The organism is Flavobacterium ginsengisoli, assembly GCF_029625315.1.
GTDB lineage: Bacteria > Bacteroidota > Bacteroidia > Flavobacteriales > Flavobacteriaceae > Flavobacterium > Flavobacterium ginsengisoli.
Window position 1 is genome coordinate 3,279,985 of sequence record NZ_CP121110.1, and the last position, 15,890, is coordinate 3,295,874.

The following is a 15,890-nucleotide window of genomic DNA, read 5'->3' on the forward strand; positions in this document are numbered from 1 at the left end:
AAGGCTTAAAATTATTTAATAATTTCTACTTTATTTCCGTCTTGTAGGTTGATTTGACCAGTAACAATTACAGTTTCTCCGTCATTTAAACCACTAATGATTTCAACTTTATCTCCTAAAATTCTTCCAGCAACTACTTTTCTTAATTTAGCAACACCGTTTTCTACAACAAATATTTCGTTACTGCTTACACTTCCAACAAAAGCATTTCTAGGAACAACTTTCAAGTTTTGTTTTTGGTTTTTAGCTCCAAAGTTTGCAGTTCCGTACATACCCGCTTTTAAGTCGTTGTTAGCGTTGTTTGTAATTTCTATTTCAACTGGGAAATTTAAAGAAGCATCTGCTTTTGCAGCGATGAAAGTAATTTTTCCGCTAAATGTTTTATCAGGATAAACACTTGCAGTAATGTCTACACTGTTTCCTAATTTTAAACTAGCAACTTGTCCTTCATTTACAGTAACTGTTAATTTTAATTTAGAAACATTTACAATGTCAAATAAAGCAGTTGCAGGCATTCCAGTTAAAATAGAACCTGGCTCTATATATTTTTTATTGATATATCCGTTAATTGGAGCTTTTACTCTTGTATCTCCAACATTGATTTTAGCTTGAGTATAATTAGATTGCGCATTAGTTAAAGCTAATTTTGCTTGATCTAATTGTTGTTTTGTAACACCACCTGTTTTAAAAGCATTTTCATATCTCGCATAATCAGATTTTGCGTTTTGATATGCTGCTTCTGCTGCTTGAGCGTTTACATTAATAACATCGCCTCTCATTGTTAAAAGAGTTTGTCCTACTCTTACATAGTCACCTTCTTTTGCTAAAACACTAATTACTTTTCCTGATTTTTCAGCAGAGAAAGTCAATTCTTGAATTGGTGCGAAGTTTCCGTTTGCAGTAAAACCTAAATTAACATCTTCTGTTTTTACTGTCGCTACTTTTACAGAAACCGTCGCATTTTTTTCTGCTACAATTGCAGTTTTAGCTTCGTTTTCTGCTTTATTTTTATTTAAAATGTAGTTAATCCCGACAAAAGCCACGACTATGATTACGATTGTTATAATTATTTTCTTCATTGTAATAATTTGTTATTTAGTAAGAGATTTTAGTTCGCCTTTCGATTTGATTAGAGATATTTCGGCAATTTTATAATTTAAAACCGCTCTTGTAAAGTTATTTTGAGCTTCAAGCGATGCATTTTCTGCGTCTAGCAAATCGGTTAAAGATGCTAAACCTTGAAGATAATTGTTTTTGGTATTGCTTAGAATTTCAGTTGCCAAACGCATATTTTCTCTCTGATTTTCAATAGTCACAAGATTATTGTTAATCTGCGTCATTGCATTTCTATAATCTAAATCAAGAGAAAGTTTAGTGTCTTTGATATCTTCTTGTAGTTCTCTAATTTGAACATCTGCCTGTCTTACTTTAGCACGAGTTCCAAAACCAGTAAAGATTGGCACATGTAAGTTTAAAGCAATAGCTGAGAAATCTGACCAATAAACTCCTTTTTCTGGTTTTGCAAACCAAGGCATTTCTGGTCCTTGCCCGATATAATTATAACCTGCAGATAATGAAAGTGTCGGATAATAACCCGCTTCAACAGCTTTTTTATTGAATACTAAAAGCTCTTCTTGTTTTTTCAAAAGCAAATATTCTGTTCTGTTTTCAATATTTGGCTCTTGTGTTAAAGCAGCTGGTACAACTTCAAATTCTTCTTTTGGCATAACGATTTGAGTTTCTATAGGCATACCCATATAAAACTTTAATGCATTTTCCTGTAACTCAATCTGATTTTTAACCTGCTGGCGATCTGTATCAATGTTAGACATTTTTACGATAATACGATCTAAGTCAATTTTTTTAGCTAAACCGTTGTTAAACTGCCCTTGAACAATATCACGAACTTTTTGAGTATTTACATAGTTGCTATCTAAAAGAATAAGTCTTTCTCTTTGTACATAAACTGAATAGTAGTTATTTGCAACTCTTTCAATAACTTGTTCTTCAGTTAACTGATCATTTATTTGATAAAACTCACGTGTAGTTTTTGTCGCTCTCAAACCTGTAAAAACAGATTGATCAAATATGGCTTGAGTTAAAGAAAGTCCAGCAGTCGATGTCCATTTTTGACCAAAAGCTGCCTGAATAGTAGTTCCTGGCGCACCAAAAGCTGCTCCATCAATAACTGTTGTTTGAATTACTGGATTATAAGTAAGACTTCCGTTTGCACTAATCTGTGGTAAAGCTCTCGAACGTATTTCTTGAATTTGGTACTCACTATTTTCAATCTGAAGTTTTGCCTTTTTTGCATCAGCTTTATTTTGAAGTGCATAATTGACCGCGTCTTTCAGAGTTAAAGTAGTGGTTTGTGCGGCGGCAGATAAGCCTATTGTACACAAAACTATAAGAAAGATTCTTTTCATAAGTAGTTAATATTTATTTTAAAAATTTGAGATGGCATCGTCATTTTATCTTTTACAACTCTCTAGAATAAATGACGACAATTTGGATAATAATTAATTTCTAATTTTTTTAATTGCTTTTCTAATTCCTCTACTCCTTTTTCAGTCGCCATTGCACGAGTATGATACTCTAAGGCTTCCAACTCTATTCTTTGCGCTTCACTTTCAGAAACCGTATTTTCGTTTATATGAAAAACCAAAGTGTAATAAAACTTAACATAAACCTCTACATTTAAGTCACTTCTATAAAGTCCCTCACGAATTCCTTTTTCAATATTATCTCTAAAACATTGTGTACACTGATCAATTTCGAAAGACAAAATGTTCTGATAAATTTCTGGATAATGTTTTTTTAACTGATAGATTGGCGAAGTGTCAATATTGTTTTTAAACATATCACGAAACATTTCTCTAATCTCAAAATTCTCATGAATAGCATTGTAATTTTTAGCAATAATAGTATCCATGATTTCGTGCACTTGGCCATGAACCAACGATGTGCTCTCTTCAATTAGAACTTCTTTGTTACAGAAATATTTGTAAATCGTTTTTTTCGAAATACACATTTCGCCCGCAATGTCGTCCATTGTAACACTCTTAAAACCAAGCTTTAAAAACAATTCGCTTGCTTTTGCTATAATCTTCTCTTTCATTTTAAATTCTCGAATTGCCTTACAAATATACTCTGGAAACTAAAATCAAAAAAATAGTTTCCGATATATTTGTAATAATTTTACATTAATTTATTGGTTTAGTAAGATTTATATTGCAAACTCTAAATTTGCAATAAGTTTAATCTCTTTACCCAAAGCAGTTCCCGAAGAATGATTAAAAGAATTGAAATCTAAACCAAAGTCTTCACGTTTGATATTTCCTTTAATTTCAAAAGCCACTTTCTTTTCTCCGTTATAAATATTTTCTCCTAGAAATTCAGCATCCAATTCAACTACTCTTGTAATGTCTTTTATCGTCAAATCTCCTTTGAAGAAATTAATATTCTGATTTACTTTTTGAAATGAAGTCGATTTAAAACTTATAATGGGATGCTCATCTTCTTCAAAAAAATCTTGAAGTTGTAAATAAGCGTCTATAGATTGGAAACTTTCATTTTTGTTATTGATATCTAATGAGAATTCGACAGAAGCGTCTTCAATCTCATTGTCTTCAATATTCACATACCCATCAAATTTATTTGCATCTCCTCCCAAATAAGCAGTTCTTGATCGTCTCATTTTCAATAAAACATCTGACTGACTAGAATCTAAAGTCCATTTTGTTTTCATAAATACTTGATTTAATTGAGTTTATAAATCTTTAAAACTCTAAATGGAAACTTTTACAGTGTTCTGAGTTTCCATTTTAACGCTGCAAATATAGACAGGAAACTCTGAATACCAAAAAAGTTTCCAAGTTTTTTACAAAAAATTTTAATCAGATCAAATCCAGTGTTTTTACAACGATTCATAACTGTTAAAAATCGTCGTTTATCTATAACTATCTGACAATGTAGATTTAATACTGCTATTTGTTAAAATAATACTACAAATCTTACAGCAATACGTATAATTTTAGCGCAACTATTTAACCCTAAAAATTTTACATTATGAGAAAAAAATTACTTTACTTCTATTCTGCATTTTCGGTATCTCCCAGATAAATGCGCAGATTTTGTATGATAATGGCCCAATAGACAACAATCCAAGTTTTAGCCTTGACGGAAGAAAATGGGATCATACCAATCTTACCTACTTTTTTGAAAATGGGACAAATGATATTGCAGGAACAGATGAAAAAACTGCTTTAGTCCAAGCAATGCAAGTATGGTCAAGTGTTACAAGTTTGACTTTTACAGAGGTTACGAGTGCAGCAAACGCCGATATTGTCATTAAATGGGCCGTTGGAGATCATGGAGATGGAGCTCCTTTTGATGCAGTAAATGGTGTTTTAGCGCATGCTTTTTTCCCTCCACCAAACGGAGCATATGCTGGAGACTTACATTTTGACGACTCTGAAACTTGGACAACAAGCGTACAATACACATCTTCGCAGCCTATAGATTTAGTTACAGTCGCCATTCATGAATTAGGACATTCATTAGGATTACAACATAGCAATGTACCAGGAGCAATCATGTATGCGTATTATAATGGATCGCAACGAACATTGTCAACCGATGATATTCAAGCTATTAGTGCAGTTTACCCTAAAATTTATAGTTTATATGGAGGTAATCCCGTTTGTGGTTCGCCATCTCAAACTTTTGTTGGCCTGACTCCTTCTCCTCCTGCTGGAAGTTCTATAGTTTGGAGCACATCGCCGAATCTTACAATTGCTATGACTTTACCTCCAAATACACCAAATACCGCACAAATAAATGTACAAAGCACTGTAGGAAATACTTACCAAACAGGAACAGTAACAGCAACGATCAACGGAGTTCAAACCATAACAAGAACTGTAGATATAGGAGAAAAACCTCTTTATTTTGGCACAAAGAAAACCGCTACAACTGATTATACCGAGTATTGCGACAATACATACCATTATGTTCCTATAGACATTGTTAATTCAGATAATACAGTAAGTTATAATTACACATTTGGAAATTTCTCTACTGGAATTAGCAATCCCGGAATTACTTATACTCAAATCAATTCTAAAAGATATCTTTTCAAAATCCCATTAAACAAAATTCCATCTGGAACTTATCCTGTTTTTAGTTTCTCTGTTACTACCAATACAACTTGCACTGGTGTTCCGTACACAATTTACGGACAAGTGGTAACCTTAAGTTCTTGCAATGGTACATTTGCGGCAAAAACAACTGCAGAAACTTCAGCAATAGAAACGTCTGCAATACAATCTGAAGATCGTGTCACTATTTACCCAAATCCTGCGACAAATATTTTAAACATTTCTGTTAGTAATTCAAAAAACAATATTGCTAATGCTAAAATTATTGGTAAACTATATGATTTAAATGGCAGTGAGCTGACACAAATTTCTATTTTAAGCAATACAGCTTCGCTCGATGTAAGCAAATTCAAAAAAGGAATTTATATTTTAAAAGTTGACATTAACGGCGAAATTGAAAGCCATCAAATTATCATTCAATAATATCCCGAAAAGACGCCTTCAAATTCTGAAGGTGTTTTTTTTCTTAAGATTATCTCCCAAAAAGAATCTTGATTAAGATTTTCATTTCAATCTCATAATTCATATTTGAATTGTATCTTTGGGGCACGAAATCAGAAATTCATTATGCACGATATAAGTCAGTACCAAGATTTTTTCATCAATTATCTAGAAAGCCAAAACATACATAAAGAGCCTAAAAATCTTTACGAACCTATAGAATATATTTTAGGACTTGGCGGAAAACGTATACGTCCGGTTTTAACTTTAATGGCAGCCGAGGTTTTTGATACTGATTATTTAATTGCACTTCCCGCAGCAATGGCGGTTGAAGTTTTTCATAACTTCTCGTTAGTTCATGATGACATTATGGATGATGCGCCTTTAAGAAGAGGTCAAGTTACAGTTCATGAAAAATGGGATTTAAACACTGGTATTCTTTCTGGAGATGCAATGCTAATTTTAGCGTATCAATATTTTGAACAATACGAACCAATAGTTTTTAGAAATCTTGCAAAATTATTCAGCAAAACAGCACTTGAAGTTTGCGAAGGTCAACAATGGGATGTAGATTTTGAAACACGTAAAGACGTTACAATTTCTCAATATCTTAAAATGATTGAATATAAAACTGCGGTTTTGGTTGCCGCTGCCATGAAAATGGGTGCAATTGTAGCTAAAACTTCTGAAAAAGAAGCCGATTTAATTTACGATTTCGGATTAAATTTAGGATTGGCTTTTCAACTTCAAGATGATTACTTGGACGCTTTTGGAGATCCTGAAACTTTTGGAAAACAAGTTGGCGGAGATATTATAGAGAATAAAAAAACGTATTTATATCTAAAAGCCTTGGAGTTTTCTTCTAAAGAAAAAGCTTCAGAATTAGAACAATTATTTACTTTACAATTAGAAGATAATTCAGAAAAAATAGAAACTGCCAAGACTATTTTTAATGAATCTGGAGCATCAAAAGCTACTCAAGAAGCAATCGAAATGTACACTTTTAAAGCTTTTGAAACTTTAGAAAAAATGGATATAAATACAGAAAAGAAAGATGTTTTGAGAACTTTTGGCGAAAATTTAATGGGACGAAAAGTCTAGTTTTCAGCATTCAGTGTCAGTATTCAGTAAAAAACCTACAATCATCAATCTAAAATCAAAAATATCATGTTTGTAGCACCGGTAAATACAGAATCTTTGTTAGCACAAGCGCAAGCAGAGACTTTATATTTGAATCTTATTGAGCAGATTAATAAGGATTTTAATTTGGCAAATGAAGGAATTGATTTTCCGTTAAGCATTTCGCCTGACGAATTAAAAATTCAGCTTCACGAAAAAATCTATCGAATGATTCAGTATAAATTTGCTGAATATTTAAATCTATTATACATCATTGACGTTCCTGAAAACGAAATCAAACAGCTCGACGGATCTGATTTAGTTATTCTTGCTGAACAAGTTGTCTTTCTGATTTTAAAAAGAGAATGGCAGAAGGTTTGGTTTAGGAATTATTATAAATAAGGTTCTTTTTTCAAACGCATTATTTCTTTTATTTAAAAAAAGAATAATATTTGTCAGATAATTTCCTAAATCTATGAGAAAAATTACGCTGATTTTATCTTTCTTTCTTTTTCTAATAATATCCTGTTCTTCAGAAGATTCTCCTGTCACACCAGAAAAACCAACTCCTGAAGAAACAAAACCTTTAACTGCAACTTTCACACAAGTTGATGTTGCCGTTTATGGCGCAAAAACAGGCTCAGTAACCATTACTCCTGCTGGAGGAACTCCACCTTATACCATTACACCATTACAAACAGAATTGGCTGCTGGAGATTATACTTTTACCATAAAAGACAGTAAAGGACTAACAACAACTGTAACGGCAAAAATTTTACAGCCTAAAGCCACGCTTCCAGAATCGTCTTTACTTAGACCTGCTGTTAAAAACATCAATAAAAATACTGTAGCTTCAAAAACGAAAGCAGTTACAAAACATTTAGTTCAATCAATTCAATACAAAAAAAGCGATTATAAAATTGACGAAACTTCAGATTACTCATTAACTGATAATTTATATTCTGATAATGAAAATACCCTTAACACAAATACACCTAAAGGAGACGTTAGAAATTATATTTATAATAATGCAGGACAATTAACTCAAATTGAAATTCAAAAAGGTCCAGAATCAATGGGGTCTTCTGGAATTGAATTTTCTTATGAATATGACAGCAATGGAAATGTCATAAACAACAGCACTCCATACACATATGAAAATGGTTTAATTACTAAAGTTTTAATTGATAATTATTTAACTGTCTACAACTATGATTCTGAGCAAAGAGTCACTAAACGAACAGGAAAATTAAATGCGTCTACTTTTGAATATACTGATACTGAAGTTAAAGAAACCCGATATGAAATTATTGAATCATTAGGCGAAGTTGCCAATGGAAGAGTTATTCTCACAAAATACGATAAAACAAAGGCTGGTATCTATAATAACGAACCGTATTATAAAATCGCTACTACTTTTTCATCTTTATTAGGCCAGACATTGCCAAATCCTTATCTACATATTATTGAACAATCTATAGTTGACAATGGTATTACGCAAAAAACACAATCGTTCAAATATTTTTATGATGCAGAAGGTTATTTGATAAAAGTAGATGATGGCGAGTTTGTAACCATTTACATTTATCAGCAAATCTAGAAAATAGAATTTTAGTAACTTAGATTAAAAATATACCCTCACAAAAGGCATAAATCCAGAACCGTAAAGGCTTTTATTAGGATTATATAAAACGTCATAACGAGCACCAATTGTTACGTTTTTTGTTCTATAACCTGCTCCAAGATACAAAGCAGTATTCCAGTAACTATCTGAATACGATGGGAAATTGTAGGTGGCTTCATATTGGGTATCAACTCTTACTTGTTCCAATTCAGCTGATAACTGGATTTCCGGAATAGGATTTACTAGACCAATAAGACTACCTCCCCAAACGAAAGATTCGTAATAATTTTTTTGATATAAATAACCAAATTGAAGGCCTGCTCCTACAGCTACAATTTCGTTGATATTGTAAATAGCGCTTGGCATTACAGAAACATTAGTATATCCTGAACCAAATCCGAGACCTAATCCACCTCCAAACTGAACCTTATCCCAAAAATGGTTACTGTTGTCTATAACATATTTTTGTTGTGCAATACTATAACTTGAAAATAAGACGGCCAAAATCACAAAAAAATATCTGCAATCGATTGAAAATTGAATTTTATTCATAGTTAACGTTTATTTTAACAAATTTTTACGTAAAAGTACGTAAAAAAAAGATTTAAATAAATGTGATTGTTGTACTTTTGCCTTTCTATATAACAAAAAGTATATTCACTCATATTATGGATAGGTTTTCATTTTTAAACGCAGCGCATACCGAGTTTTTTGCACAATTATACGATCAATATTTAGTAAACCCAGACAGCGTTGAGCCTAGCTGGAGAAGTTTTTTTCAAGGTTTTGACTTTGGACAAACAACTTATAACGACGAAAACCCTGTGCAAACTATCGTTGAGTACGTGACTAGCGATAACGCAGACTGTAGTTTGGTTTCAGAAAAACTGCAAAAAGAATTCAATGTACTAAAATTAATTGACGGATACCGTACGCGCGGGCATTTATTCACAAAAACAAATCCTGTTCGTGACCGTAGAACTTCATCTCCGACCTTGGATATTGAAAACTTCGGATTATCTGCAGCAGACCTTTCAACTGTTTTTGATGCTCGCACAAACAATTGGCATGGCGCCATCTTCTTTACAAGATATCGTAAATCGTCTTAAAGCTATTTACTGCCAGCATATCGGTATTGAATATATGTATATTAGAAATCCTGGCGTTGTAAAATGGATTCAGGATAAATTGGCTGTCAATGTTAATCAGCCTAATTTCTCTACAGAAGAAAAGAAAACAATCTTAAATAAATTAAACGAAGCTGTTTCTTTTGAGAATTTCCTTCATACTAAATATGTTGGACAAAAACGTTTCTCATTAGAAGGTGGAGAATCTATCATACCAGCTTTAGATGCTTTGATCGAGCAAGTTGCTGAAAAAGGTGTTGAACAATTCGTAATGGGAATGGCTCACCGTGGTCGTTTGAACGTTTTGGCAAACATCTTCGGAAAATCGACTCAAGATATCTTTGGTGAGTTTGACGGAAAAGATTACGATCAAGAATATTTTGACGGTGACGTAAAATACCATTTAGGTCTTACTGCCGACAAAAAAACAAGATCTGGAAAAAGCATCAACATCAATTTAGCACCAAACCCTTCTCACTTAGAAACTGTTGGAGCTGTAATTGAAGGTATTACAAGAGCTAAACAAGATAAATACTATGCTGATGATTTCTCTAAAGTATTGCCAATCGCAGTACACGGAGATGCTGCAATCGCAGGTCAAGGTATTTTATATGAAATCATTCAAATGGCTCAACTTGATGGTTACAAAACTGGAGGAACAATCCATATTGTAATCAACAACCAAGTTGGATTTACAACAAACTACTTAGACGCTCGTTCTTCTACTTATTGTACAGACGTTGCTAAAGTAACTTTATCTCCAGTATTACACGTAAATGCTGATGATGCAGAAGCTGTTGTACACGCTGTATCTTTTGCATTAGATTACAGAATGCAATTTGGACGTGACGTATTTATTGATTTATTAGGTTATAGAAAATACGGACACAACGAAGGTGACGAACCTCGTTTTACACAACCTGTTTTATACAAAATCATTGCTAAGCATAAAAATCCAAGAGACATCTACGCAGATAAATTACTTTCTGACGGCGTAATCGATGCTTCTTATGTTAATGCTTTAGAAAAAGAATATAAAGCTAGATTAGAAGAAAACTTAGAAGCTTCTCGTAAAAAAGACTTAACAATCATTACTCCATTCATGAAAAACGAATGGGACGGATTTGTTCAGGTAACAGATACGCAAATGCTTCAAAAAGTGGATACTACTTTTGCTAAAGAAGGATTAGATTCTATAATCAATACAATCTCAACTTTACCATCAGATAAAAAATTCATCAACAAAATCAGTAAAATTGTTACAGATAGAAAAGCTGGTTACGATAACAATACTATAGATTGGGGAACTGCAGAAGCATTGGCTTACGGTTCACTTTTAACAGAAGGATTTGATGTTCGTATTTCTGGACAAGACGTTGAGCGTGGTACATTCTCTCACCGTCACGCTGTTGTAAAAGTAGAAGATTCTGAAGAAGAAGTAATTTTATTAAATGCTATTGAAAACAAAAAAGGAAACTTTGGCGTATTCAACTCGCTTTTATCAGAATATGGTGTTTTAGGTTTTGATTATGGATATGCATTAGCAAACCCAAAAGCATTAACAATTTGGGAAGCACAATTTGGAGATTTCTCTAACGGAGCTCAAATTATGATTGACCAATACATTTCTTGTGGCGAAGATAAATGGAACAACCAAAATGGTATTGTGATGTTATTGCCTCACGGATATGAAGGACAAGGTGCAGAACACTCTTCTGCAAGAATGGAGCGTTATTTACAACTTTGTGCAAGACACAACATGTATGTTGCAGATTGTACAACGCCAGCTAACTTCTTCCACTTGTTAAGAAGACAAATGAAAACGAATTTCCGTAAACCTTTGGTAGTTTTCTCTCCAAAAAGTTTATTGCGTGATCCAAGATGTGTATCTACAGTTGAAGAAATCGCAAGCGGAAGTTTCCAAGAAACAATTGATGACAACACAGTAGATAAAAAAGGTGTAAAAACTTTAGTTTTTGTTACAGGTAAATTCTACTATGATATTGTAGCAGAAAGAGAAAACAACGGAAGAAATGATGTTGCAGTGGTTCGTATCGAACAATTATTCCCTTTCCCTGTAGATCAAATCAAAGAAATTATTGCACAATATCCAAATGCTGATGATTATGTTTGGGCGCAAGAAGAACCTAAAAACATGGGAGCTTACAGCTTTATGTTAATGAATTTTGATCTTGTAAAATGGAGATTGGCTTCATTAAAAGCATATTCTGCTCCAGCATCTGGAAGTTACACACGTGCAAAACGTCGTCATGCAGATGCTATTAGAATGGTATTCGATAAAAACTTATTTAGATAATTAAAAAAATAATTGTTTCAAGTTTAAAGTTTCATGTTACACAAAGCCTGAAACTTTAAACTGACTAAACTTTAAACAAAAACAAGATGATTTTAGAAATGAAAGTCCCATCACCAGGGGAATCAATAAAAGAAGTTGAAATTGCAACTTGGTTAGTAAAAGACGGAGATTATGTAGAAAAAGATCAGGCTATTGCTGAAGTTGATTCAGATAAAGCTACTCTTGAATTGCCTGCTGAAATGAGCGGTGTAATTACACTAAAAGCTGAAGAAGGTGATACAGTTGCAGTAGGTGCTGTAGTTTGTTTAATTGATACAGATGCTTGCTAAACCAGCAGGAAGCACAGCTCCAGCAGCTGAAGCGCCAAAAGCAGAGGCTCCAAAGACTGAAGTAAAAGCAGAAGCTCCAAAAGCAGCACCAGCTCAAGCTCCAGCAGCGACAAGCTATGCAGCAGGAACTCCATCTCCAGCGAGCAAGAAAAATATTAGACGAAAAAAATATTGCTCCAACTACAGTTTCAGGAACTGGTAAAGGCGGAAGAATTACTAAAGAGGATGCTGTAAATGCAGTACCTTCTATGGGAACTCCAACAGGAGGAAGCCGTGGAACTGAGCGTACAAAATTATCTATGTTACGTCGTAAAGTAGCAGAAAGACTAGTTTCAGCTAAAAATGAAACTGCTATGCTTACTACTTTCAACGAAGTAAACATGACACCAATCAACCAAATTCGTAACGAATACAAAGATGCTTTCAAAGCTAAACATGGTGGTTTAGGTTTAGGTTTCATGTCATTCTTTACAAAAGCAGTTACAAGAGCTTTAGAATTATATCCAGATGTTAACTCTATGATGGATGGTGATTACAAAATTGCTTATGATTTTGCTGACATCTCAATCGCAGTTTCTGGACCAAAAGGATTAATGGTTCCTGTTGTTCGTAATGCTGAACTTTTAACTTTCCGTGGAATTGAAGCTGAAATCAAAAGATTAGCTTTAAGAGCTCGTGATGGTCAAATTACAGTTGACGATATGACTGGAGGAACTTTCACAATTACAAATGGTGGTGTTTTCGGAAGTATGTTATCTACTCCAATCATCAACCCTCCTCAATCAGGAATCTTAGGAATGCACAACATCATTGAGCGTCCGATTGCTGTAAACGGAAAAGTTGAAATTCACCCAATGATGTACGTTGCACTTTCTTACGATCACAGAATCATTGACGGACGTGAGTCTGTTGGTTTCTTAGTTGCCGTAAAAGAGGCTTTAGAAAACCCAGTAGAATTATTGATGAATGGCGACGCTAAACGTGCTTTAGAGTTGTAATTTTTAAAGTAATTTTTGACAATAATAAAAACCTGTTCATTAATTTGAGCAGGTTTTTTTGCTTAAGATTAGCTTAATTTTAGCTTAAGTTGTTAATTTTTTGAAAAAATGTAAATTTTACCCTTTAAAAAATATTTAATTTAGAATAAATAAGAATAACTTGTTTAGTTGCTATCCAACAATTAAATTTGCACTATCAAAATTAATTCTAAATAAAAATGAAATTAAAATTTACAGTTTCTTTTTTGAGTTTTTGTTTTGCTTTAATGACCAGCGTATCAGCTTTGGCTCAAGAAAAAGCAACTATTAAAGGTCAAATTAGCTTAACAAATAATCAAGCGAGCAGACAACGTATCTGTAATATTGAAAGGAACAAAAATAGGAACTAGCACTGACGCGAATGGTTTCTATGAAATTAAAAATATTAAACCAGGCAACTATGTAATTAAAGTTTCTGGAATTGGTTATTCTTCTAAAGAAAAAAGCGTTAACCTTAATGGTGGCGACTCAATTATTGAGGATTTTAGAATTAGTGAAAACTCTCAAGAATTAAATGAAGTTGTTTTAAGCTCAAACAGAAAAAACCCGTTAGCGCGTAAAGAAACAACACAAGTATCAAGATTACCTCTTAAAAATCTTGAAAACCCTCAAGTTTATACTACAATTACTGGTGAACTTTTAAAAGAGCAAGTTGTTACAAATATAGATGACGCTCTTAAAAATGCACCAGGATTATCTCCGCTTTGGGCTTCTACTGGACGTGGTGGCGACGGTGCAGGATATTTCTCTCTAAGAGGATTTGCTGTGCAACCAACAATGACAAATGGTTTACCTGCTTTGAATAACGGAAGTATCGATCCTGCAAATATTGACAAAATTGAAGTTATTAAAGGGCCTTCTGGAACTTTATTCGGAAGTAGTTTAATTTCTTACGGAGGTTTAATCAACTTGACTACTAAAAAACCTTATGATCACTTTGGAGGAGAAGTAAGCTATACAGCAGGAAGTTACGGATTAAACCGTGTAACTGCAGACATTAATACTCCTGTAGATGATGAACACAAAATTAATTTCAGAGTTAATACTGCATATCATACAGAAAACAGCTTTCAAGATGCTGGATTTAGAAAATCATTTTTCTTTGCTCCATCTTTATCTTACCAAGCGAGCGACAGACTTTCGTTTTTTATTAATACTGAATTCATGAACAACAAACAGACGAATCCTACTATGCTATTTTTAGATAGAGGAGCACCTTTGAGAGTTCATAATATGGATGAATTAGGTTATGATAACAAACGTTCTTATACAAGTAACGAACTTGCAATTGAAACTCCTTCTTACTCTCTTCAAGGACAAATGAATTACAAAATCTCTGATCAATGGACTTCTCAAACGGTTCTATCAAGAGGATCATCTAAATCTGAAGGATATTACACTTATCTTTATGAAGGCACACAATATTTTCCTGCAGAAGTAAATCAAGGAATTGTTTTAGGACGTTCAATGAATTACCAAGATACAACAACTTTAACAACAGATATTCAACAAAACTTTATTGGTGATTTTAAACTTGGAAACTTAAGAAACAGAATTGTTGTTGGCTTTGATTACTTTAATAGAGGGCAAGTTGATAATGGTTCTGGATATGTATCAAATGGAAGAGTTTATATCGGAAACTTAGATGTAGCAACTGTAAACCAATACGTATTTGGCATAACAGATCCTGCAAAATATATTACAAACGGTGACAGTGGTATCCTAACAAAAGCTGGTTCTGATAAACTTTTAGCAGAAGCTGGCGCAAACAATAACAAAACAAAACAAGAAGTTATTAGTGCTTATGCATCAGATGTAATCAATATTACTCCTGCATTATCTGCAATGGCAAGTTTACGTGTAGATCGTTTTATGACTGCTGGTGATGTTACTACAAATGCTGATGATTTTAATCAGACTTCTTTTTCACCAAAATTTGGTTTAGTTTATCAGCCAATTATTGACAAAGTTTCGATTTTTGCCAACTATATGGATGGTTTTACTAATACAGCTCCAACAACTGATACTGGTTTAAATGGTGCAGTTATTCCAAGAACTTTCAAACCAGAACATGCTAATCAATTTGAAATCGGAACTAAATTAAATGTTCTTAAAGATAAAGTTTACGCAACATTTAGCTATTATGATATCAAAGTAACAGATCAGGTTTATACTGTTTATGGTTCTACAGGTGGAGTACCAACTCAAACTTCTTTCCAAGATGGAGAACAAAGAAACAAAGGTTTTGAAGCAGAAATCGTTGCAAATCCAGTTGCTGGTTTAAACATTGTTGCTGGTTACAGTTATGTAGACGCTGTATTAAATGCTGGAGATCCTTCGTTCGTAGGAAACAGACCTGAGAGTTCAGGACCAAGAAACACAGCAAACTTTTGGGCAAGCTACAAATTCCCTCAAGGAGATTTACAAGGATTTGGTTTAGGTTTTGGTGGAAACTATGCTGACAAAAACCTAATTATGAACAGAAATGTTGTAGGTCAGTTTACAATTCCTTCTTACACTGTTTTAAATTCTTCTATTTTCTACGGAACAGAGAAATTTACATTGACATTAAAATTAGACAATATTGCTAATGTTGATACTTACGATGGTTGGTCAACAATTCACCCAAAAAACATGAGAAGCGTATCTGCGAACTTCGCGTACAGATTCTAATAAAAAATAATGAAAACACCTTTCTCTTCTTATAGGAAAGGTGTTTTTTTAAATTTTAAAGATT

General features: G+C 33.3%; 12 protein-coding genes and 1 pseudogene. 8 read left to right on the forward strand and 5 right to left on the reverse strand.

Annotated features, from left to right (window positions below; all coding sequences use genetic code 11):
- Positions 1-11 precede the first annotated feature (11 nt).
- From P5P87_RS15300 to P5P87_RS15315, 4 genes are all read right to left on the reverse strand, one after another.
- Complete coding sequence (locus P5P87_RS15300; protein WP_278019829.1) at positions 12-1,079, reverse strand: efflux RND transporter periplasmic adaptor subunit; 1,068 nt, start codon at positions 1,077-1,079, stop codon at positions 12-14.
- 12 nt (positions 1,080-1,091) lie between these two features.
- A complete protein-coding gene (locus P5P87_RS15305; protein ID WP_278019830.1) occupies positions 1,092-2,426 on the reverse strand; it encodes a TolC family protein in 1,335 nt (444 codons plus the stop codon).
- A gap of 62 nt (positions 2,427-2,488) precedes the next feature.
- Positions 2,489-3,118, reverse strand: a complete 630-nt coding sequence (locus P5P87_RS15310; protein WP_278019831.1) for a TetR/AcrR family transcriptional regulator — start codon at positions 3,116-3,118, stop codon at positions 2,489-2,491.
- Between the two features lie 108 nt (positions 3,119-3,226).
- Positions 3,227-3,748 (reverse strand): YceI family protein, encoded by a 522-nt coding sequence (locus P5P87_RS15315; protein ID WP_198854864.1) that lies wholly within the window; start codon positions 3,746-3,748, stop codon positions 3,227-3,229.
- Between the two features lie 385 nt (positions 3,749-4,133).
- Between P5P87_RS15315 and P5P87_RS15320 the strand changes: the two genes are divergently transcribed.
- The 4 genes from P5P87_RS15320 to P5P87_RS15335 all read left to right on the forward strand — a co-directional run bounded on the left by P5P87_RS15320 (position 4,134) and on the right by P5P87_RS15335 (position 8,319).
- The gene (locus P5P87_RS15320) at positions 4,134-5,582 is read left to right on the forward strand and encodes a matrixin family metalloprotease (RefSeq protein ID WP_278019832.1); all 1,449 of its coding nucleotides are present in this window, start codon (positions 4,134-4,136) and stop codon (positions 5,580-5,582) included.
- Between the two features lie 144 nt (positions 5,583-5,726).
- Positions 5,727-6,701, forward strand: coding sequence for a polyprenyl synthetase family protein (locus P5P87_RS15325; protein WP_278019833.1), 975 nt, complete (start codon positions 5,727-5,729; stop codon positions 6,699-6,701).
- A gap of 66 nt (positions 6,702-6,767) precedes the next feature.
- Positions 6,768-7,121 carry a hypothetical protein gene (locus P5P87_RS15330; RefSeq protein ID WP_278019834.1) on the forward strand — a complete coding sequence of 118 codons (354 nt, stop codon included), beginning with the start codon at positions 6,768-6,770 and terminating at the stop codon, positions 7,119-7,121.
- Between the two features lie 73 nt (positions 7,122-7,194).
- Positions 7,195-8,319, forward strand: a complete 1,125-nt coding sequence (locus P5P87_RS15335; protein WP_278019835.1) for a SprB repeat-containing protein — start codon at positions 7,195-7,197, stop codon at positions 8,317-8,319.
- A gap of 24 nt (positions 8,320-8,343) precedes the next feature.
- Here P5P87_RS15335 and P5P87_RS15340 read toward each other — a convergent pair whose 3' ends face one another.
- Complete coding sequence (locus P5P87_RS15340; protein ID WP_198854868.1) at positions 8,344-8,895, reverse strand: hypothetical protein; 552 nt, start codon at positions 8,893-8,895, stop codon at positions 8,344-8,346.
- A 116-nt stretch (positions 8,896-9,011) separates the two neighbouring features.
- Between P5P87_RS15340 and P5P87_RS15345 the strand changes: the two genes are divergently transcribed.
- The 4 genes and pseudogenes from P5P87_RS15345 (at position 9,012) to P5P87_RS15360 (ending at position 15,826) form a co-directional block, all read left to right on the forward strand.
- A complete protein-coding gene (locus P5P87_RS15345; protein WP_278019836.1) occupies positions 9,012-9,452 on the forward strand; it encodes a 2-oxoglutarate dehydrogenase E1 subunit family protein in 441 nt (146 codons plus the stop codon).
- Entirely contained in the window at positions 9,346-11,787 is a 2,442-nt protein-coding gene (locus P5P87_RS15350; protein WP_278019837.1) for a 2-oxoglutarate dehydrogenase E1 component, read from the forward strand. The genes P5P87_RS15345 and P5P87_RS15350 overlap by 107 nt, the downstream gene beginning before the upstream one ends.
- An 86-nt stretch (positions 11,788-11,873) precedes the next feature.
- Positions 11,874-13,114: pseudogene (gene odhB, locus P5P87_RS15355) on the forward strand (2-oxoglutarate dehydrogenase complex dihydrolipoyllysine-residue succinyltransferase).
- A 363-nt stretch (positions 13,115-13,477) separates the two neighbouring features.
- The gene (locus P5P87_RS15360; protein WP_278019838.1) at positions 13,478-15,826 is read left to right on the forward strand and encodes a TonB-dependent receptor; all 2,349 of its coding nucleotides are present in this window, start codon (positions 13,478-13,480) and stop codon (positions 15,824-15,826) included.
- The last annotated feature ends 64 nt before the right edge of the window (positions 15,827-15,890 follow it).

What these genes read in the sequence shown, in the direction of transcription:
- P5P87_RS15300 (WP_278019829.1), bottom strand. Translation starts at nt 1,079, where the DNA reads ATGAAGAAAATAATTATAACAATCGTAATCATAGTCGTGGCTTTTGTC.
- P5P87_RS15305 (WP_278019830.1), bottom strand. Translation starts at nt 2,426, where the DNA reads ATGAAAAGAATCTTTCTTATAGTTTTGTGTACAATAGGCTTATCTGCC.
- P5P87_RS15310 (WP_278019831.1), bottom strand. Translation starts at nt 3,118, where the DNA reads ATGAAAGAGAAGATTATAGCAAAAGCAAGCGAATTGTTTTTAAAGCTT.
- P5P87_RS15315 (WP_198854864.1), bottom strand. Translation starts at nt 3,748, where the DNA reads ATGAAAACAAAATGGACTTTAGATTCTAGTCAGTCAGATGTTTTATTG.
- P5P87_RS15325 (WP_278019833.1), top strand. Translation starts at nt 5,727, where the DNA reads ATGCACGATATAAGTCAGTACCAAGATTTTTTCATCAATTATCTAGAA.
- P5P87_RS15330 (WP_278019834.1), top strand. Translation starts at nt 6,768, where the DNA reads ATGTTTGTAGCACCGGTAAATACAGAATCTTTGTTAGCACAAGCGCAA.
- P5P87_RS15335 (WP_278019835.1), top strand. Translation starts at nt 7,195, where the DNA reads ATGAGAAAAATTACGCTGATTTTATCTTTCTTTCTTTTTCTAATAATA.
- P5P87_RS15340 (WP_198854868.1), bottom strand. Translation starts at nt 8,895, where the DNA reads ATGAATAAAATTCAATTTTCAATCGATTGCAGATATTTTTTTGTGATT.
- P5P87_RS15345 (WP_278019836.1), top strand. Translation starts at nt 9,012, where the DNA reads ATGGATAGGTTTTCATTTTTAAACGCAGCGCATACCGAGTTTTTTGCA.